The 20965-nt window shown below is 38.3% G+C and carries 20 protein-coding genes and 3 tRNA genes; 8 read left to right on the top strand and 15 right to left on the bottom strand.

Going from position 1 to position 20965, the window contains the following annotated elements:
* Positions 1 to 352: 352 nt before the first annotated feature.
* Positions 353 to 787 carry a nucleoside-diphosphate kinase gene (ndk, locus tag H5084_RS12880; RefSeq protein ID WP_028869116.1) on the bottom strand — a complete coding sequence of 145 codons (435 nt, stop codon included), beginning with the start codon at positions 785 to 787 and terminating at the stop codon, positions 353 to 355.
* A 110-nt stretch (positions 788 to 897) separates the two neighbouring features.
* Between ndk and H5084_RS12875 the strand changes: the two genes are divergently transcribed.
* On the top strand, positions 898 to 1830 hold the full coding sequence (locus H5084_RS12875; RefSeq protein ID WP_084296277.1) for an endonuclease/exonuclease/phosphatase family protein: 933 nt from the start codon (positions 898 to 900) through the stop codon (positions 1828 to 1830).
* Between the two features lie 449 nt (positions 1831 to 2279).
* On the opposite strand, the gene H5084_RS12870 is transcribed toward H5084_RS12875, so the two are convergent.
* The 4 genes from H5084_RS12870 to orn all read right to left on the bottom strand — a co-directional run bounded on the left by H5084_RS12870 (position 2280) and on the right by orn (position 3336).
* Positions 2280 to 2355: transfer RNA gene (locus tag H5084_RS12870), tRNA-Gly, on the bottom strand.
* A gap of 38 nt (positions 2356 to 2393) precedes the next feature.
* Positions 2394 to 2469: transfer RNA gene (locus H5084_RS12865), tRNA-Gly, on the bottom strand.
* 61 nt (positions 2470 to 2530) lie between these two features.
* Positions 2531 to 2606 (bottom strand) — tRNA-Gly (locus tag H5084_RS12860).
* A 190-nt stretch (positions 2607 to 2796) separates the two neighbouring features.
* The gene (orn, locus tag H5084_RS12855) at positions 2797 to 3336 is read right to left on the bottom strand and encodes an oligoribonuclease (RefSeq protein WP_182690726.1); all 540 of its coding nucleotides are present in this window, start codon (positions 3334 to 3336) and stop codon (positions 2797 to 2799) included.
* Positions 3337 to 3433: 97 nt separating this feature from the next.
* On the opposite strand from orn, the gene rsgA reads away from it, so the two are divergent.
* From rsgA to H5084_RS12825, 6 genes are all read left to right on the top strand, one after another.
* On the top strand, positions 3434 to 4474 hold the full coding sequence (gene rsgA, locus H5084_RS12850) for a small ribosomal subunit biogenesis GTPase RsgA (RefSeq protein WP_182690725.1): 1041 nt from the start codon (positions 3434 to 3436) through the stop codon (positions 4472 to 4474).
* Positions 4475 to 4578: 104 nt separating this feature from the next.
* Positions 4579 to 5433: an archaetidylserine decarboxylase gene (asd, locus tag H5084_RS12845; protein WP_182690724.1), complete on the top strand. Its 855-nt coding sequence runs from the start codon at positions 4579 to 4581 to the stop codon at positions 5431 to 5433.
* A gap of 37 nt (positions 5434 to 5470) precedes the next feature.
* Positions 5471 to 7009, top strand: a complete 1539-nt coding sequence (gene ilvA / locus H5084_RS12840; RefSeq protein ID WP_028869121.1) for a threonine ammonia-lyase, biosynthetic — start codon at positions 5471 to 5473, stop codon at positions 7007 to 7009.
* A 9-nt stretch (positions 7010 to 7018) separates the two neighbouring features.
* Positions 7019 to 8092, top strand: a complete 1074-nt coding sequence (locus H5084_RS12835; RefSeq protein ID WP_182690723.1) for a potassium channel family protein — start codon at positions 7019 to 7021, stop codon at positions 8090 to 8092.
* Positions 8093 to 8193: 101 nt separating this feature from the next.
* Positions 8194 to 9135 carry a MotA/TolQ/ExbB proton channel family protein gene (locus H5084_RS12830; RefSeq protein WP_182690722.1) on the top strand — a complete coding sequence of 314 codons (942 nt, stop codon included), beginning with the start codon at positions 8194 to 8196 and terminating at the stop codon, positions 9133 to 9135.
* A gap of 96 nt (positions 9136 to 9231) precedes the next feature.
* Complete coding sequence (locus tag H5084_RS12825; RefSeq protein WP_182690721.1) at positions 9232 to 10266, top strand: energy transducer TonB; 1035 nt, start codon at positions 9232 to 9234, stop codon at positions 10264 to 10266.
* 315 nt (positions 10267 to 10581) lie between these two features.
* Here the strand turns inward: H5084_RS12825 and parE are convergent, their stop codons facing one another.
* From parE to nudF, 4 genes are all read right to left on the bottom strand, one after another.
* Positions 10582 to 12471: a DNA topoisomerase IV subunit B gene (parE, locus tag H5084_RS12820; RefSeq protein WP_028869124.1), complete on the bottom strand. Its 1890-nt coding sequence runs from the start codon at positions 12469 to 12471 to the stop codon at positions 10582 to 10584.
* A gap of 99 nt (positions 12472 to 12570) precedes the next feature.
* Positions 12571 to 13158: a YqiA/YcfP family alpha/beta fold hydrolase gene (locus H5084_RS12815; protein ID WP_182690720.1), complete on the bottom strand. Its 588-nt coding sequence runs from the start codon at positions 13156 to 13158 to the stop codon at positions 12571 to 12573.
* 172 nt (positions 13159 to 13330) lie between these two features.
* Positions 13331 to 14167 (bottom strand): 3',5'-cyclic-AMP phosphodiesterase, encoded by an 837-nt coding sequence (cpdA, locus tag H5084_RS12810; RefSeq protein WP_028869126.1) that lies wholly within the window; start codon positions 14165 to 14167, stop codon positions 13331 to 13333.
* 171 nt (positions 14168 to 14338) lie between these two features.
* Positions 14339 to 14935: an ADP-ribose diphosphatase gene (nudF, locus tag H5084_RS12805; protein ID WP_409077638.1), complete on the bottom strand. Its 597-nt coding sequence runs from the start codon at positions 14933 to 14935 to the stop codon at positions 14339 to 14341.
* A 429-nt stretch (positions 14936 to 15364) separates the two neighbouring features.
* On the opposite strand from nudF, the gene H5084_RS12800 reads away from it, so the two are divergent.
* Positions 15365 to 16717 (top strand): TolC family outer membrane protein, encoded by a 1353-nt coding sequence (locus H5084_RS12800; RefSeq protein WP_182690718.1) that lies wholly within the window; start codon positions 15365 to 15367, stop codon positions 16715 to 16717.
* A gap of 151 nt (positions 16718 to 16868) precedes the next feature.
* Here H5084_RS12800 and hldE read toward each other — a convergent pair whose 3' ends face one another.
* From hldE to rpsP, 6 genes are all read right to left on the bottom strand, one after another.
* Positions 16869 to 18299, bottom strand: coding sequence for a bifunctional D-glycero-beta-D-manno-heptose-7-phosphate kinase/D-glycero-beta-D-manno-heptose 1-phosphate adenylyltransferase HldE (hldE, locus tag H5084_RS12795; RefSeq protein WP_182690717.1), 1431 nt, complete (start codon positions 18297 to 18299; stop codon positions 16869 to 16871).
* 164 nt (positions 18300 to 18463) lie between these two features.
* Complete coding sequence (locus tag H5084_RS12790; RefSeq protein WP_182690716.1) at positions 18464 to 18835, bottom strand: DUF454 family protein; 372 nt, start codon at positions 18833 to 18835, stop codon at positions 18464 to 18466.
* 122 nt (positions 18836 to 18957) lie between these two features.
* Positions 18958 to 19308: a 50S ribosomal protein L19 gene (gene rplS / locus H5084_RS12785; RefSeq protein ID WP_028869131.1), complete on the bottom strand. Its 351-nt coding sequence runs from the start codon at positions 19306 to 19308 to the stop codon at positions 18958 to 18960.
* A gap of 41 nt (positions 19309 to 19349) precedes the next feature.
* A complete protein-coding gene (trmD, locus tag H5084_RS12780; protein ID WP_028869132.1) occupies positions 19350 to 20096 on the bottom strand; it encodes a tRNA (guanosine(37)-N1)-methyltransferase TrmD in 747 nt (248 codons plus the stop codon).
* Positions 20097 to 20115: 19 nt separating this feature from the next.
* A complete protein-coding gene (gene rimM, locus H5084_RS12775; RefSeq protein WP_182690715.1) occupies positions 20116 to 20643 on the bottom strand; it encodes a ribosome maturation factor RimM in 528 nt (175 codons plus the stop codon).
* A gap of 26 nt (positions 20644 to 20669) precedes the next feature.
* Entirely contained in the window at positions 20670 to 20918 is a 249-nt protein-coding gene (gene rpsP / locus H5084_RS12770; RefSeq protein WP_028869134.1) for a 30S ribosomal protein S16, read from the bottom strand.
* Between the last annotated feature and the right edge of the window lie 47 nt (positions 20919 to 20965).

Here is a 20965-nt window from a genome sequence, read left to right as displayed (position 1 = left end):
AACTTTGTCTATTCGTTAATTGTGGATGATTCCGATTGTATTAAGTATGCACTCTTTCTGATTTCGATTGGCATAATATCCTAATGATACTTTGAGATGCAAAGTCAGCAAGGAAAATTTATGTAAAGTATACATTTCAAGGTAAGTACCATGTCCCTTCCCCTGAAAGCATAAACTCAAGGATCAATTCAGCATTGCAAGAATCAACAAGGGAGCGAACACAACTTCAGATGGCACATTGTTGTGGCGAGCAGGCTCGTTTTTAACGAAAAATTTTAAGTAACATGGGGATAAAAAACTACTTGAACCTATAAGAACAAGTAGTTTTAAGAGAGCGTATTTGGAAACAAAATTAGTTAGCGGCAGCCAAGCAAATTTCATCATCAGTAAAAAAGTAAGCAATCTCACGAGAAGCAGACTCAGGACTATCTGAACCGTGCACAGCGTTATAACGAGTCGAGTCAGCATAATCTGCACGAATAGTACCTGCTGCTGCTTGAGTTGGGTCTGTTTTACCAATTAATTCACGGTAAGCAGGGATCACGTTCTCGCCTTGTAACACCTGAACCATAATTGGCCCTGAAGTCATAAATTCAACCAGTGGTTCGTAAAATTCTCTGCCTTTGTGTTCTGCGTAAAAGCCTTCTGCTTGTTCACGTGTTAATTGCATCATTTTTGCAGCAACAATCGTAAAATGAGCATTCTCAAAACGCTGTAAGATAGCGCCAATTAGGTGTTTACCGACAGCATCTGGTTTAATAATGGAAAGTGTTCTTTCTAATGGCATAATAGCTTCTTAAATCGAGTTAATAGGAAGTGCAATATAACCCGTATAGATAGTAGCTATCAATAACAACATAACTATAGGGGAATTAATGTCACACTTCATTTCGACAAATGTGTATTTATCAAGCAACTTATAGTCGTTACCATTCAAGGAAATTCAACATTAAAATTCATCTTCGTAAACGAATCTTAACCAAGAAAATTATCTTTGGTGTTTTACTATTACTGACGGCGGTCTTTGGTTGGAGTTTTTTACCAAGTAGTCCGGGGAAAATGACGTTAATCGATCAGCAATATAGGCAGTACTCTGTAACCTGCCCTGCATTCATTAATGTAAAAAGTACAGCGCACACCAATACGCTCAATAGTACATTTTCTTTATTAAACTGGAATATTTATAAACAACAGCATCAACAATGGTCTAAGAAGTTAAATGAATGGGCGAATCAAGCGGACCTAATCACCTTGCAGGAAGCTAAGTATGATCAAGACCTGATCCATTTTAGCCAACAACAAAAACTGTTTTATTATCAAAATATTGCCTTTAATTACCAAAAACAAAATTATGGCGTTAACACCTTTAGTCGTGTTCAAGCGCAACAGGCCTGTGGAACGCGTTATTCAGAACCTTGGACCATGGTTCCTAAAACTGGCATAGCAACCACCTATGCATTTAAAGACACAACACAATCATTATTACTAGTAAATTTACACGGCGTGAACTTCACTTTTACGGCTGAGCCACTTAAAGAGCAAGTTGCGCCTTATATACAACTCATTGAACGACATCAGGGCCCAATTATTATTAGTGGAGACTTTAATACTTGGAGTGAGGCGAGAACGGAAGAGATTATCGGCACGCTTGTAAGAGCAGGCTTTAATGAAACACAGTTCTCTAAAGATCAACGCCTGACTATCCTTGGTCTACCCTTAGATCATATATTTTTCAGAGACTTAGAAATGATTAATGCAAAAAGTATTGCCACGATTGCCTCTGACCATACACCGCAATTAGTCACCTTTAGCTTATTAACGGATAACTAAAATATAGAATTATTCGAATAAAGTTTTTTAAATCAAAAATAGTGTTTTACTTAGATTTTTAAGATATTGGATGTTCTATAGGATATTTGATGTTCTATAGGATATTTGAAATTGGAAGCATGAGCCCAATATTAGATAAAAAATACGAGACTAAAAACAAAACTGATAACCCCAGCTCTTAATAAGCAAGGTCGTTTTATTGAGTTTGGGAGTATTAATAGGTTTGTATATGCAAGTAATTTGGAGCGGTACACGAGACTAAAAAACACATGACCCCAGCACTTAATAAGCAAGGTCGTTTTATTGAGTTTGGGAGTATTAATAGATTTGTATATGTAAGTAATTTGGAGCGGTACACGAGACTAAAAAACACATGACCCCAGCACTTAATAAGCAAGGTCGTTTTATTGAGTTTGGGAGTATTAATAGGTTTGTATATGCAAGTAATTTGGAGCGGTACACGAGACTCGAACTCGTGACCCCGACCTTGGCAAGGTCGTGCTCTACCAACTGAGCTAGTACCGCTTCATATTTAGCTTTAGTTTTAGTTTTAAAATGTAGTTTGGAGCGGTACACGAGACTCGAACTCGTGACCCCGACCTTGGCAAGGTCGTGCTCTACCAACTGAGCTAGTACCGCTTCATCTAAAACTAATCGGGAAATAATCTTAAAAATAAATATGGCATTTAACTTTAAAATTTGGAGCGGTACACGAGACTCGAACTCGTGACCCCGACCTTGGCAAGGTCGTGCTCTACCAACTGAGCTAGTACCGCATCACATTTTCCTATAACAAATTTTCTGACAAGAGTCAGAAGCAAGGCATTTGGTGACGCCCCTTTGCTACGAGCCCGAATTATAGAGATGGCGTTAATGATTGCAAGCTTTTTTTAGCTAATTTAAGCTTAACAAAGCTTACATGCAGAGTTTTTAACCAAATCATTACTAACTTGCTTGAAAAGCGAACTAATACTTAAAAAAATGCTTTTGATAATGCTGTAATTCAGAAATTGACTCTTTAATATCTTGTAACGCTAAATGTGTTCCTGTTTTTTTATGTGCGTCAACCATCTCAGGTGCCCAACGGCGACCTAACTCTTTAATCGTACTAACATCAATATTGCGGTAATGAAAAAAGGCTTCTAAGGTCGGCATATGTTTGACCATAAAACGACGATCTTGGCCAATACTATTACCACATAACGGTGCAGCACCTGCTGGTACCCATTTTTGTAAAAACTCAAGCGTCTCTTTCTCCGCTTGCTCACAACTAATTTTGCTTGCTTTAACACGCGCAGTTAAACCTGAATTACCATGGTGCTCAGTACACCATTCATCCATGGCGTCCAGCGCTTGATCACTCTGGTGGATCACAAACTGTGGACCTTCCGCTAAGATATTCAAATCACTGTCGGTCACAATCGTTGCAATCTCAATAATTTTATCGCTATCAGGATTTAATCCTGTCATTTCTAGATCAATCCAGACCAAATTATTTTTGTTCATTTTGATAACCACCCTTTTCTCTTGATGAATAGCTTTATTATTTAAAAAATATAGTATGATACGCCATTCAAATCACCAGTGGTAGCAAAGGAAGCCTGTGGCTAAGAAGAAAAAACTCAGTAAAAACCAAGTTCGTCGTGTTCAAAGCAATCATAACAAGCGCTTAACACCCAAAAACGATAAACAATGGGATGAATCTGAACTAGGTCCGCAGCTGGAAGGCTTGGTGGTTAGTCGATTCGGACAACACGCTGATATAGAAGATCAAGACGGCAAAGTAGAACGCTGTACTTTACGTCGTTCAATACGCTCATTAGTAACTGGTGACCGCGTTGTGTGGCGGGCAGGTAAAGAATCGCACCAAGGTATTAGTGGTGTTATTGAAGCCGTACATCCTCGTAAAACCGTATTAACACGACCAGATTATTATGATGGTATTAAACCCATCGCCGCTAACATTGACCATATTATTATTGTCAGCTCCATTGCACCCGAGTTTTCTCGTAACATTATTGACCGCTACTTAGTCGCCTGTGAAGATATTGGGATCACTCCTATTATCGTGTTAAACAAAGTTGACCTATTAGACAAAGAGTCAGCAAAAATCATTGACCAAGAATTACAGAGCTACCGTAATATTGGCTATCAGGTTTTGTATAGTTCAATGCATGGCGATGGTCTAGACGATTTAAAGTCGGTTATGAAAGATAAAATTAATATTTTTGTAGGCCAGTCTGGCGTTGGTAAAACTTCATTATTGAACATGTTATTGCCTGAGGTTGAAGCTGTTACAGGTGAAATTTCAGAGGGTTCTGGCCTTGGTAAACATACCACTACCACAGCCCGTTTATATCACTTCAGCGATGGTGGTGATTTAATAGATAGCCCAGGAATACGTGAGTTTTCATTATGGCACTTAGAAGCTGAACGCATTGCAAGTGGCTTTATTGAGTTTAGAGAGCACTTAGGTGGTTGCCGTTTTCGAGATTGTAAACATCAGGCGGATCCAGGTTGTGCTTTAGTTGCAGCCGTTGAAGCGGGTAAAATTGATAGTGTGCGCTTTAAGAGTTTCCTACGTATTTTAGAAACCATGGATGATGCAAAAAATGCACGTCACCGCGATCCAAATATCTACTAAAATAGACGTTTGTAAAAAAGTATAATTGAAAACCGCCTTTAAAAACACGTTTAAAGCGGTACAAAACAGTGATTAATTAATATTTAAAAGCAGAGAATTTTACTATGAGCGATAAACTAAAAATTATTGGCCAATACCTTTTACCTAAACACCTCGTTACTTTATTAGCAGGTAAATTAGCGAATGCAAAAATGGGTAAGTTCACAACATTGTTAATTACTAAATTTATTAAGCAATTTAAAATCGATATGAGTGAAGCAAAGCATTCTGAGGCTGCTGATTTTGAGACCTTTAATGACTTTTTTACACGTGAATTAAAAGCAGGTTTACGCCCAATTGTTGAAGGCGACAACAACCTAGCGACACCCGTTGACGGATGTGTTAGCCAACAGGGCGAGATTAAAGCGGGACGTATTTTTCAAGCCAAAGGCCATGACTTTAGTTTACGTGAACTATTAGGCGGACGAGATGACGTCGCAGCTCCCTTTGATGAGGGTATTTTTTCTACCGTTTATTTAGCACCTAAAGATTATCACCGTATCCATATGCCAATTACCGGCAAGTTAGAGCAGATGATTTTCATTCCTGGTGACTTATTTTCAGTTAACCCATTAACTGCGCAAAATGTGCCTAACTTATTTGCTCGCAATGAACGTGCCGTTGCTATTTTCTCAACCGCTATCGGACCAATGGCTATGGTATTAGTTGGCGCAACCATAGTCGGCAGTATTGAAACGGTTTGGGAAGGCACACTAACGCCACAAAAAAATAAAGAGATTCAATATTGGGATTATCAGGATCAAGAGATTATCTTGCAAAAAGGGGCTGAAATGGGTCGCTTTAAACTAGGTAGCACGATTGTTGCATTATTCCCTAAAGACAGTATTGAATTTAGTGAAGCTTTAGCACCTTCAAGCGTGACACGTTTAGGCGAACTATTTGCAACCGTAAAATCTTAAATTTAAACCTTAGACTAATAGCATAACAAGGCTTGTCATGACAGTAATATCCAGTGAACAATATTTAAAAAAAATCTTATTAGCCCCTATTTATGAAGCAGCGATTGAAACTAAGCTACAGCCACTAAATAAGCTATCTATTCGCTTAAATAACCATATTTTATTAAAGCGTGAAGATTTGCAACCGGTTCACTCTTTTAAATTACGAGGTGCTTACAACAAGCTTTCAAGCCTCAGTGATCAACAAAAGAAAAATGGCGTGATTGCAGCATCAGCAGGTAACCATGCGCAAGGTTTAGCGTTATCGGCTAAAAAGATGGGTGTTAAAGCTACTATCGTGATGCCTAAAACCACACCCGAAATTAAAGTTAATTCGGTACGTACTTTTGGTGCAACAGTGGTCTTATTTGGTGAGAGCTTTGATGCAGCCAACGCGCATTCATTGGCGCTTGCAAAGGAGCACGGTTACACCTTGATCCACCCTTTTGATGACCCTGATATCATTGCAGGCCAAGGCACTGTTGGAAAAGAACTATTACAACAAGATGCACATATCGATAAGATATTTGTCCCTGTAGGTGGCGGTGGTTTAGCAGCGGGGATCGCCGTTTATATCAAACAGTTATTACCGCATATTCAAATTATTGCCGTTGAACCTGAAGATGCAGCTTGTCTAAAAGCCGCTTTAGCGGCTGGCGGTCCGGTGACATTACCTAAAGTGGGTTTGTTTGCAGACGGTGTTGCGGTAAAAACCATCGGCCGAGAAACATTCCGCTTATGTCAGCAATATATTGATGATGTGATCACCGTGAGTAGTGATGAGATTTGTGCTGCGGTTAAAGATATTTTTGATGATACTCGTGCAATAGCTGAGCCTGCAGGAGCTTTATCATTAGCGGGATTAAAAAAATATGCACAACAACACCAACTAAAAGACCAACGTCTTACTGCTATTTTAAGTGGTGCAAACGTTAACTTTCATAGTTTACGTTATGTTTCTGAACGTTGTGAATTAGGTGAGCAAAATGAAAGTATCTTAGCAGTCACTATTCCCGAGAAACAAGGTGCTTTCTTAGCTTTTTGTAATCAACTCGATGGCAGAGCCATTACTGAATTTAACTACCGTTATAGCGATAGCAAGCAAGCTAATATTTTTGTTGGCGTAAGAACACCCAATGGGTTTGAGGAATTAACTAGTTTAACTGAAAATCTGACCATTGCAGGTTATACGGTTGCTGACTTAAGTCACGATGAAACCGCTAAACTACATGTTCGTTATATGGTCGGAGGTGTGCCTTCTCAGCAATTAACGGAACGTTTATATAGTTTTGAATTTCCAGAGCACCCTAATGCCCTACTTAAATTTTTAAACCTATTAGGCATGCATGCCAATATCACTTTATTTCATTACCGCAACCATGGTGCCGCATATGGGCAAGTATTAGCAGGGTTTGAAGTCAGTGATGCTCAGGTAGACGAGTTTAGCGAACACTTAAATGCGTTGGGTTACAGCTATAAAGATGAAACAGGCAATCCTGCTTATCGTTACTTTTTATCACATACACAGAACGATTAAGGTAATGCTATGCTGCCTTTTTTAACACCGCTTAAAATAACGAAAATTATACAAAAGCTAACGCGCAATATGACTTGGCCAGCAATGTTTGGCTTGATCATAATGCAAGCGGCTATTACTTATGTTTTATTTGTTTTGGCAAATGAGAGGGCTCTAATTGAGCACCCATTACAGTTTTTTTATTATAATATGGTGGTGGTTTCAACGGTTGGTTTTGGTGACTTTAGTCCGCAAACAAGCTTTGGTAGATTGATTGTCGCCTTCTGGCAAATTCCTTCTGGATTAATTGTATTTGCTTCATTTATCGGAAAAACCACCCAATTATTCATTGATATAGCGAGAAAGAATATGAACGGCAGTAATGACTTTTCACATTTAACGGGGCATATACTGCTGTTTTGCTGGGATAAACACTCAACGAAGCAAGTCATACAGTTAATTCTTGGCGATAAAAAACGCCATAATCGTCAAATATTATTATGTGTCACTGAAGATATGGAGAACCCGTTTCCAGAAATTGATGAGGTTTCCTTCGCTAAATTAGACTCGTTTTCGGACACGCAAGAGCTAGATAGAGTTGGCCTAAAAACAGCCCAACGTATTATTATCGATGGCAGTACCGACGATGAAACCTTATCTATAGCCCTCAGTATTGCGACCTTCACTGATAAGAATGCGAATATAACCGCACACTTTTTTGATGAAAGTAAAGCCAAGCTATTAAAGATTCACTGCCCCTATATTGAATGCAGTATCGATAACAGTGCACAGATAATGGTAAGAAGCATGCAAGATCCTGGTTCAAGCCAAGTCACCGAGCGATTGCTTTCAACGTTAAACGGCGCAACCTTATACAGTATTTTAATTCCCGATTTGATCACCGACACTAGCTTCGGTGAGTTATTTAAAACATTCAAACAACGCTACGATATGATCTTAATAGGCTTTAGCAAAGATAAAAGTGGCAATGATATGAGTTTAAACCCAACCAATGATGCGATAGTTAGCGCGGGTTATCACCTTTATTATATTGCCAATGAACGCCTTTATGTTGAGGATATTGATTGGCAAGATATCAATTAGTATTTGCTCAATATTCGTGAAATATTTGCAGAGTGTTCGTAGAGCACTCTTTCAATGATCACTCCCTATTTTGTTCATTTTGATGCTAGGACGCAGCGATAATGAGTATAGAAACAAGCGCGACTTCATATCAATCATTAACCTCAATAGTAGCTGAAAACATACCTCTTTGGTTCCAACAAGGTGGGACAATGGGCATGATTATGTGGTTATTACTGTTGTTATCTTTTGTTACAACAGTTGTGACACTAGAGCGCTTGTTCTTTTGGGCTATTTATTATTTTCAACGGGAGCGCTTTACACTACAAGAGTGTTTTGCCGCTTTAAATAAACACCAAAAGACCGACGCCTTATTAGCTTGTCAAAAAATACCAACACCCGCATTAAAAATGTTGGCTCATGGTATTGAAGGCCTGCCCACTTCCCCCACAGAAAAAATGCATGCCTATGCAGCTATACAGATAAATAAGTTATCACGAGGACAATCGTTATTGCGTACTATCGCCATCATTTCTCCGATACTAGGAGTGATAGGTGCTTTGCTGTTCTTTATTGAAGTTTTACCGGTTATTGCAGTAGAAAATAGCAGCAATAATCAAGCGCTGTTGGTGGTAACTTCGCAGGCATTAATTCCAGTAGCGACGAGTCTCATTGTGATGACTTTGGCTTTATTACCTTATCACTTGTTTGGTGTTTTTATTAACACACTACGCTTACATCTAGCCACCATACTTGCTCAGTTTAACCACCTTTGCCAACAGCAAAGCTTAATCAATAGCACAACCAATAAAGCGATGCAGAGCGTTAACAGTGCACAGCAAAAAAATGTTACAGAAAACATTCAAAATGATCCCGTATCAGAACAAACAAGCATGCCTTATCATTATGAATTTTCAAAAGAAACGGGTGAGGTCAATGTAACTATTCACCCTCAAACTGAAGATATCAAACGAGTCAGTTCATCCTCAATTGCTAAAATGTATGCTCAAACACTCACGCCTACTAATGCGAATACAGATGAAAAGCCTATACTAAAGAAATAACTTAATAGTATTTTTATGTCATTAAGTTTTTATGCCCATTAAGTTTCTATGTCAAAACAAACTAACAACATCAACGAATATTAAGGCACCCAGTATATGAAGTCTGCTTATCACTACTTTCCTTTTATTATCATAAGCTTTTTATTATATGCAGTGTTTTTCTATTTTCATGGTGATCTATTACCAAGTAATCAAGTTAATCTGCTAGCAACAAAAAAAGTATCGGAAATAACCCAACCGACATTAACAGCGACACCAACACCGACACCGACACCCAAAACAGCCTCATCTTTAGAATCAGCCGCTTCTACAACAATAATCAAAGAAAAAGAAGCGCCCCTTACTAATAATAAACAGCACATTAATCAACAACGTATCGACCAACAACTGCTGACATCACCACAATCTAAACAAGAGGCAGCATCAACAATTGATAGCATAACCGATCAACAACCTGCATCAATCACAATAGTAGCTTCTATGTTAGAGGCAACTCAAGCCGATTATCAACTGGCTAAAATCCGCCATCAAAACAGTATTAAAAATCATCTAAGTACCGACGATGCACTATTAAAAGAATTTATATTTAACCAAAATCTGATTAATTTACCTGCTTTAATTCCCAAAAAAGTAAGCAATAATAAGCCCAGTGAAAAGGTGAAAAATCTTAGTTCCTATTCATCTAACGCCCTCAATGAAAATACAGTGTTAACATCCATTGCTTCGACATTACCGCTTAACAATCCAACACAAGTTATTCGTAATAATAAACTTAAAATCATAATAAAGCAGCCACCAAAGCAGGCTTCAACGCCAAGGACCGAACCAAAAAGGCTCAACCCAAAAGGCACCGATAAACCAACAATATTACAGGAAGCCGTCGCTATTTCAGGTAAAAAGCCTAAATACCCTCAGCGGGCAGCTTTAAGGCAACAAAAAGGACAAGTAAAAGCAACAATGACAGTCATGGAAAATGGACAAACGATAGCGGTAAAATTAACAACGTCTAGCGGTCATGAAATGCTTGATAAAGCGGTATTGAACTTTATAGAAAATGAGCGGTTTATGCCCGCTTTAAAAGGGCAAGAAAAAATAAGCAGCGAGCAGTCATACTCATTTCGCTATCAATAATAAGTACTTAACAACCAGTTAAAAATGATCGATAGCAACGCCATTAAGTATGTTTTCAAATATAACGAAGGAAAAATGAGTCAATTTAAGATGAAATTGCGTCAAATGCTCGGTCCATATTCAAAATTTGTAACGCAGATGTGATGCATTTTAACCAGCTAGTTAGTTAGCGAAATGGGTATACCAATAGGAAACAGTCATCTTATAGGGGGCACTCCCTTTGTATCAAGCAATGTAATACAGAGGGAATAATATCAGCTTATGCTTTCTATAAGATAACTGATGCTTTATTTGGGACAGTTTATGCTTTATATATTAATCAATTGCAGCCATATCACCACTTGCTTCTAACCATGACTTACGGTCTCCCGCGCGTTTTTTAGCTAGCAACATATCCATCATTTCCATCATTTTATCTGCATCATCGATGGTTAATTGTACTAGGCGACGCGTATTCGGATCCATGGTAGTTTCACGCAACTGTAAAGGGTTCATTTCACCAAGGCCTTTGAATCGTTGAACGTTAACTTTTCCACGCTTTTTCTCTGCTTGAATGCGATCTAGTATGCCATCTTTTTCAGATTCATCTAAAGCATAATAAACTTCTTTACCGATATCGATTCGATATAAAGGTGGCATCGCTACATAGAAGTTACCGGCTTCAACAACGGCTCTAAAATGACGTACGAACAAAGCACAAATTAGGGTCGCAATATGTAATCCATCGGAATCCGCATCAGCAAGAATACAAATTTTTCCGTAGCGCAATCCAGACAAGTCTGTAGAAGCGGGATCAATACCAATTGCGATTGATATATTGTGAATTTCTTCTGAGCTTAAAATTACATCGGACTCATCTTCCCAAGTATTCTTTATTTTACCTCGTAATGGCATAATCGCTTGAAACTCTCGGTCTCGAGCTTGTTTTGCACTACCGCCAGCAGAGTCCCCTTCAACTAAAAACAGCTCGCCTCGCGTTGGGTCTGGAGTCGAACAATCAGTTAGTTTCCCTGGTAAAGCGGGCCCTTGCGTAATTTTTTTACGTGCGACTTTTTTGCTTTTACGATTACGTGCTTGAGCATTATTAATACAGAATTCAGCTAAGGCTTCCGCCTCATTAACATTGGCGTTTAACCATAAACTAAAGGCATCTTTAACAACACCTGACACAAAAACTGAACATTGACGAGAAGATAAGCGTTCTTTTGTTTGCCCAGCAAACTGCGGCTCTTTTATTTTAACGGAAAGAATATAACTACATTTGTCCCAGATATCTTCCGGACTTAATTTAATACCACGAGGTAGAATATTACGAATATCACAAAACTCGCGCATCGCATCCAATAAGCCTTGGCGGAAACCATTAACATGCGTGCCCCCTTGAGAGGTTGGGATCAAGTTAACGTAACTTTCAGTAATAGAGTCACCGCCTTCTGGTAGCCACACAACAGCCCAGTCAGCCATTTCTCTGTTGGCAGAAAACTTACCTACAAAGGGCACAGAAGGTAATAATTCGTTGTCAGCAACGGCTTCTAATAAATAATCATTAAGGCCATCTTGATAGCACCATTCATAATTATTTTTATTCACTTTATCTTTAAATTTAATGGTTAAACCCGGACATAATACGGCTTTAGCTTTTAATAAATGTAATAGACGTGAAACAGAAAATTTAAAACTATCAAAATATTTTGGGTCTGGTCTAAAGTGCACGCTAGTGCCGGTATTACGTTTTCCACAAACACCGATTTCACTTAGTTCTTCTACTTTGTCGCCATTTTCAAAGGCAATATGAAATATTTTAGCATCACGACGAATTTGTACATCAACACGCGTAGAGAGCGCATTAACCACGGAAATACCTACACCGTGTAAACCTCCTGATATTTCATAATTTTTACCAGAAAACTTACCACCGGCGTGTAACTTACAAAAGATCAGTTCAACACCAGATATCTTCTCTTCTGCATGCATATCAATCGGCATACCTCGACCATCATCAATGACTTCCAAAGACTGGTCTTCGTGTAAGATCACCTGAATAGAACTTGCATGGCCTGCCAATGCTTCATCGACCGAGTTATCTATTACTTCTTGGGCTAAATGATTTGGACGATTGGTTTCAGTATACATACCAGGTCGATGACGAACGGGATCGAGTCCGTTTAATACTTCAATGGAATCTGAATTATATTGTTCGCTCATGCATGCACCTATGGTTATTCTGTTTAATAATGATGAAGTTTAATGGTTGTTAATTCTGCGCGTAAGTTACCACAGAACAAAACAGTTGATTGTATGTATTTAGTAAAGAAAATGAATTATTTCTGCAACATAACGTTCAAAGCCAATAAAGCTATGATCGCCCCCATTTTCACAGGTTATTTTACATTGTTTATATTTTTTTAATGCATCTCGGTAGTCTAAAACTTCATCTTGCTGCTGTAATAACACCCAAATGTTCTCAGGATAGTTAATTTTTTCAACATGTAGAGCCTTGAGCTGCTCAATATAATCAGAGTTAATAATGTATGGCTGCTGAAGATAGGGATGAATCTGTTCACCTTGGTAAAAATCTAGCAAAATATTCGGTGTGACTGCGGGGTTAATAAGTACAACTTTTACCGCATATTGCTGAGCCACCTTGGTTGCTAAAAATCCACCTAAAGAACTGCCCATAACCGCTATTTTACATTTATCATATTGTTTGAAGACAGATTCAATAACAGACCACATATCTTCAGGATAGACGGGAAGTTGTGGGCAAACAAAATGAATTTCAGGATGTTCTAACAATAAATAATCACGCATTTGTTGTGCTTTAAGTGATGCAGGAGAGCTATGAAAACCATGAAGTGAAAGCAATACTTTGGTTATGTTAGCGGTTGTCATTTTACCTCTTATTTAACTTCAGATCAGAGTAATGAAAGCGGAAGTTATTTTTATGTAGTTCAGTTAAATTTATAATTATACAACATTGTTGATTTTGTTCACTGCTATACGAGCTATAGAGCCAATAACTGCTTATTGCAGGCTAGTTTTACTTACCCCGAATTGAGATTATTTAATATCCGGTGGCATTCACATCAGTAACAAAATCACCAATATCAATACGTTCAACTTGGGTGTTTATTTTACCTGATTTTGTCAATGTTAAATAGCGATATCCAGGGGCTTTATCATCAACAGCAAAATCATCACTTTGTGGTTTAAATTGTACACAAGTAGATGGGCTGGTTAGGTAACGAACCCCATTTTTAGTGACATCAAAAGCTTGGTGAACGTGGCCAGATAAAACCGCTTTCACATTATCGAACTGACTGATCAACTCAATAAGTTGCGCATTGTTTTTCAAAATATGTTGGTCTAACCAGGCCGAACCTACAGGCAATACATGGTGATGAATTGCAATCAAAGTATGTTTTTTTGGGTACTGCTTAAGCTTATCTTCTAGGAAAAATAATTGTGACTCACTGAGATGACCGTAAGGTACGCCAGAGACTTGAGAGTCCAATAGAATAATTTGCCAATGTTCGCTGACTATTTGTTTGGTTTGCGCAAGACCTTCATTTAATAAAGCAGGCAACATCACTTCTTGCATATCATGATTACCCGGCAACCAATAACAAGGCATTTTTAATGTTTTAATGCGCTCACTGAAATCAAGGTAAGACTGAGTAGAATGATCTTGCGACAAATCACCAGTGCACAAAACAGCAGCACATTTAGCAGTGTATTGTTGAGCATGCTCTATAACAGCATCATAACTATCTACTGTTTTAATGCCTAATAAGTCTTTATCACTATCAGCAAAAAGATGTGTGTCGGTAATTTGTAATAACTTTACCTCCCCCTTATGATCCGCATTTAGCGTTGCTACCGTCTGATGTACACCATTCATTTTTATATTATTCACTCTATAATTTAAAGTTAACACACCACGCTAAATGGCCATTTTATTAAAAGTCAGCTAATTATTTTATCATTCTCACAATAATGAAAATGAATTAATGATTAAAAGTGTCGACAAAAGCACATTTTCACAACCTAAAATATGCAATCAGTATAAAAATTAGATATTTAAGCCATTTTTATAATTTAATTGTAACCACTGCAACCCAATAATCGTTGCCGCATTATCAATTTTTCCAGATTGCACCCATTGATAAGCTTGCTCTCTAGAGACCACATGAACTCGAATATCTTCGCCTTCTTCAGCTAAGCCAAAAACACCTTCCACATTACGACTGTCTACATTTGCTACAAATAAATCGATAGTTTCAGTCGTGCCGCCAGGACTCACAAAATAACTGAGCATAAATTGGCACTGGTCAATCACTAATCCAGCTTCTTCGAATGCTTCTCGCTTTGCTACTTCCTGTGCATCTTCACCTTCATCTATCATGCCGGCAATTAATTCTAATAACCAAGGAGACTGTTTGCTGTCCATCGCGCCAAAACGAAACTGTTCCACCAAGATCACCGTATCCAACGCTTTATCATAAGCTAATAAAGCCGCCGCTTTACCTCTTTCAAAAAACTCACGTTGAATGGGCTGGCTCCATTCACCAGAAAACAATTTATGTTTTAAAGTGAACTTATTACATTTAAAAAAACCTTTATAAAGTGGCTCACAGCCTAATATTTTCACATCATTTTTGTCGTACATTATTTTCCCTTTCATTCTCTGTTTATCATATTCAGTCATCTGATATGAATTGAAATCGCTAGCATCAGTCGTGTTGGCAATACCGCTAGTGGCCTATTATTGAGCGTGTAAATGAAATACTTAAATGCATAAACCGCACCAATAAACGATTTACTCATTTTTTAAATAGTTATAGGATAAACATTATAATTAATGATTAAAGTTAATAATTATAGAGACACACAACTTTTTTAAAAATGGTTTTAAAAATCATTTACATACAGTAAAACCCCTATTGAAAAACTCAAAAAAATACGATTATATTCAAATTTTAATTGTATTTTTAAGCAACAAATAATAGTTAAAAATAGGTTTTTATAATACCCTACAATATTAAAAATTAGCCTTTCTTCATATGAGCAAAAACACACTCAATAGGATTTCCATATCATGAATTTAAAACGCCTTTATATTGCAAGCTTACTAGGCTTATCAAGTGTTGCCGTCAATGCTGATACGCTACAACAAGTTTATGAAACAGCCAAATACAAAGATCCCATTATTTTAAAAAGCAAGGCACAATATGATGTGTTTGTTGAGCAAGTATCAGAATCAAAATCGGTATTATTACCACAAATTGGTTTTGGATTAGATGCCAACCATGTGCAATCTAGTATTAGTACTAATACCAACACCAACTATGGCGCAAGTTTAGACCTAACACAGTCACTTTATAATGGTACTTATTGGCAACAAACTGATATTGCAGAGAAACAAGCAACACAATACGCTGCTATTTACGGTTATGCCGCACAAGATTTATTATTCCGCGCAGCTACTGCTTACTTTGATGTATTGCGTGCCGATGAATCAGTTAAATCTGTAAAAGCGAACAAGCGCGCTGTTGAGCGCCAACTAGAGCAAACTAAACAACGTTTTGATGTGGGTTTAATTGCAATTACTGACGTACATGAAGCGCAGGCAGAATACGATAGAACAGTGGCTGATTTAATCACAGCAGAAAATACATTGGCTAATAATTATTACCTATTGCGTGAGTTAACTGGTGAAGATGTTAAACAAGTTGCGTACTTAGATACTAAAACATTTGACCCGCAGCCACTTGAAGGCGATGTTAAAATTTGGCGTAATAAAGCCTTAGAGTATAATTTAGATTTACATAACAAACGTATTGCTAAAGAACTAGCAAAAATGAATATCGAATTAGCTGAAGCTGGTCATGAGCCAACACTCAATTTCACCGCTGGTTTAGGCTATAACGATTATAATTACCATGACTCAAACTCAACATCTTATGATGCAACAGCCGCTACTTTTGGGCTTAGCTTGAATGTACCTATTTACACTGGTGGTGGTATTACTTCTCGAGTTAAACAAGCACAATTTAACTATGTTGTAGCAAGTGAAGATCTAATACAAAGCTTCCGTAGTATTGATGCACAGATCAACAGTGGTTATAACAACGTTCAAGCTTCTTTAAGTTCTATTCGCGCTTACGAGCAAACGGTTGTTTCATCACAAAGTGCGTTAGATGCCGCTGAAGCAAGCTTTGAAGTAGGAACACGTACTATTGTTGACGTTTTGGATGCGACACGTAACTTATACAGCTCTGAAAACTTATTAGCCAATGCTCGTTATGATTACATCATTAATATGCTGCAACTTAAACTATCTGCAGGTACATTATCTGAGAAAGATATTTTTGATATCTCAGCTGGATTAACTGATGTATCAATGAGCCCAGATGCTAGTGTTTCTGAGATCTCAAAAGCTAAAAAGTAACAACACTAAAATAGCAATTCATCGAAATTGTTATTAACATGAAATACTAAGTTCTAGCATCAAATTAAAAAGTACTAAATTAACAAGTGCTAAGATCAAAAAAGGGAAGCTTCTGCTTCCCTTTTTTATTCTCGCCAATTCTCAGTTAACTTTAACGTTCATTACGAATTGTTTTAATGATCTCGGTTGTTGAGCAACCATCTTTAAACTGCAGTACTCTCACCTCACCACCATTGGCAATGACTTCAGCGCCACCGGCTATTTGCTCAGGTGTATAATCTCCACCTTTAACCAGTAGATCAGGTAAAATACCAGCAATCAAACGCTGTGGAGTATCTTCACAGAACTCGACCACCCAATCCACAGCACCTAATCCCGCTAATACAGCCATACGTCGGTCTGCAGTGTTAATAGGACGCCCTTCCCCTTTTAAATCGCGTACAGACTGGTCACTATTAACAGCAACAATGAGTCTATCTCCTTGTTCACGAGCAGTATTTAAATAGGAGACATGGCCAGCATGTAAAATATCAAAGCAGCCATTGGTCATGACTACCTTCTCTCCACGATGCTGCGCTAATTTTACCGCTAATTGTAATTGGCTTTCTGTTAACACACCAAAGCCAATTTCTTGTTGGCTATAGACTGCATTTGCTAACTCAATGGTATTCACTGTCGAAGTACCAATTTTGCCCACCACGACACCTGCGCCTGCATTGGCTAGCGCACAGGCATCTTCATAGCTGCTGCCCGCTGCAATAGAGGCAGCTAATACTGCAATCACAGTATCCCCTGCACCAGTAACATCAAATACTTCTTGCGCTTGAGTAGGTAGGTGGAAAGGTTCTTCGTGCTCTCTAATCAAAGTCATACCGTGCTCACTACGAGTCACTAATAAGGCTTCTAATTGCAAATCTTTAATTAACTGTCTAGCGCGTTCGAATAGCTCTTGATCATTTTTACAATGACCTACTACCCCTTCAAATTCAGAGAGATTAGGAGTAAGTAGCGTCGCACCGCGGTATTTTTCAAAGCTCGTCCCTTTAGGGTCAACCAAAACTTTAACGCCGCGACTTTTGGCAAGTTGGATCATTTTTTGTACGTCAGCTAATGACCCTTTATTGTAGTCAGAAAAGACAATCACAGGATTAGACTGATCCAATGCGTTGCTCATCTTATTAATCATTGCTGTACTATCAACATCAGCAAATGATTCTTCAAAATCCAGACGAATTAATTGTTGGTGGCGGCTTAATACACGTAACTTTGTAATTGTCGGTGCATTAGGAACAGTGACAAAATCTGTTTCTACATGCACTGAATGTAGGCTATCTTTAATCGATTGTGCCGCTTCATCGTCGCCAACCAAGCCCACTATTTTTGACTTTGCCCCTAATGCTGCAATATTGAGTGCAACATTTGCCGCACCACCAGGACGTTCTTCTATTTGTTTAACATTAACGATAGGTACTGGCGCTTCAGGAGAGATACGTGCAGCAGGACCATGCCAATATCTATCTAGCATGACGTCACCGACAACTAATACGTTTGCTTGCTCATATTCAGGTAAGGTTATTTTCATTTTATCTCTCTCTAGGGCGTTTATCGGCTTAGATTATCACAGACCTCATTAAATCACATTTTCAAAACAGACAATTTGATGTTTTTAAACACATAAAATTCGATAATCAAACACTCATAAAGTAAATTCAACACAAGGCATTCATGCAACTGCAGCTTGTACCGCTAAGACTCAGGTAACTTCCTGATAAAGAGAAGTAAAATAAGCATTATTACGACTAACATTAATTGTAAATACAATTGCCCTATCAATAAAAGGATAGAGATCAGGAAACTAATGACAATACTTAAATAAATAATTGGTTTACGTTGTTTATTGATTTTTTTATGCGCTTGCCAATGTTTTAAATCATCACCAACAGCAGGTAGATTTAACAACCACAGTTGAAAGCGAGGTGAGCTTTTAGAGAATCCGAAGAGCGCCAATATAAAAAAAGGAGTTGCTGGAAGTAAGGGTAAAATAATGCCTAATAGTCCGAGTAATGTTGCGCAGCAAGCGACTACGAATAAGGTATATTTAATTAAATTTTGTAACATTTAACCTTTCCCCTAATCTTAAAAAATGCCAAAAAAAAGGCCTGCATTAAGCAGACCTTTTTATTATAGCAATTTTGCAACTTACATTGCTCAGCCAATTTTAATTAGCTGAGAAAATGAAATTACTTACCTAGCTTCTCTTTAATACGAGCAGCTTTACCAGTAAGTTCACGTAAGTAGTAAAGTTTAGCTTGGCGAACCAGACCGCGACGTTTAACTTCAACGCTTCCTACAAGTGGGCTGTGAGTTTGGAATACACGCTCAACACCTTCACCGTTCGAGATTTTACGAACTGTGAATGCTGAATGTAAACCACGGTTACGCTTAGCAATAACAACACCTTCAAATGCTTGAAGACGCTCTTTTTCACCTTCTTTTACGCGAACACGTACAACAACAGTATCACCTTGAGAAAACTTAGGGATGTCTGTACGTAGTTGTTCGTTTTCAATTGCTTGTAAAATATTACTCATTTTAATACCTTTTAATTCTAGTTAACTAATAACATCGCTGTTTAGTTGGAGCTACTATCCAGAGCAGCAAGCAATTTTGCTTGCTCGTCAGTCAGAGCTAGATCTTTTAATAAATCGGGTCTTCTTTGTTTCGTGCGCTGTAATGATTGAGTTAATCGCCATTGACGAATTTTCTCGTGATCACCACTTAATAAAACACTCGGCACTTGCTTTCCATCTAACACCTCAGGCCTTGTATAATGAGGGCAATCAAGCAATCCATCCGCAAAGGAGTCTTGCTCAGCTGATTGACTATGACCCAAAACACCCGGTACAAAACGTACCACAGCATCTATTAAAATCATTGCCGGCAGCTCACCACCACTTAACACATAATCACCAACAGACCATTCTTCGTCTATTAAGCTTTCGATTATACGCTCGTCTATTCCTTCATAGCGTCCAGCCACTAATATCAAAGCTTGAGAGCTTGATAAAGACTGCGCACCTTGATGGTCTAAACGTCGACCTTGAGGAGAAAGGTAAATTACCTTTGCCTCGTGTCCTGCTTCTCTTGCGCTCTGTTTTGCTGCGTTGATTGCATCCCGTAAAGGTTGCACCATCATCAGCATTCCAGGCCCACCACCATAGGGACGATCATCGACCGTTCTATGTTTATCTAATGTAAAATCACGTGGATTCCAACATTCGATAGAGAGCAAGTTATTTTTAATCGCTCGACCTGTTACCCCATTCTCGCTAATGGCCCGAAACATGTCCGGGAAGAGGCTAATAACCCCTAACCACATAACTTTTCTCCTAGGGTAATTAGAAATCAGGTTCCCAATTAACTGTAATTAGTTGGCCTGTAATATCAACATTCAATATTACTTGCTCTTCGATGAACGGAATTAACCGCTCTTTTTGTCCAAAAGCATCATTCGAGTTGGCTTTTACAACAAGCACATCTTTAGAGCCTGTTTCCATCAAATCAGTGACAACACCAAGATGATAACCTTTGTCAGTATTAACCTGACACCCGACTAAATCGCGCCAGTAGTAGTCTGCTTCCAATTCTGGAAGGCTAGATGGTTGAACAAGAAGGTCAAGGCCAACTAAGGCTTGTACTTCTTCACGAACATCGTAACCGTCTACTTTTGCAACAAAACCTTTATTGTGACGTTTCCATTCAGTGATATTCACTTCACGTAAAGCCCCATTAGATTTCATTAACAATGGCTTGTATTGAAAAATACTTTCAGGATCATCGGTGTAGGAGTGGATTTTTAACCAGCCTTTGATGCCGTAAACTGCACCAAATTTGCCTATTTCTATTGGTTGTGCTTGTTCGCTCACCTAATATCTCCTTCACCTAACCGCAATTAAGCAGCTACAGCGTTATCTTTTACTAATTTAGCTACACGATCACTTAGCTGTGCGCCAAGACCAACCCAATGGTTGATTCGATCTGTATCTAAACGTAATTTTTCTGATTGACCTTGTGCAGTTGGGTTAAAGAAACCAACTTTTTCAAGGAAACGACCGTCACGTGGGCTACGGCTATCAGTTACTACCACTTGGTAGAATGGGCGTTTTTTAGCGCCACCACGAGCTAAACGAATAGTTACCATATCGTCCTCTATATATATTATTAAACGTCGAAAGTCAGTGAATTCTG

This window comes from Psychromonas sp. SR45-3 (assembly GCF_014163575.1).
GTDB classification, from domain to species: Bacteria; Pseudomonadota; Gammaproteobacteria; order Enterobacterales; family Psychromonadaceae; genus Psychromonas; species Psychromonas arctica.
Note: the sequence above shows the minus strand (reverse complement) of the source record. Positions and strands in the feature narration are given on the sequence as shown.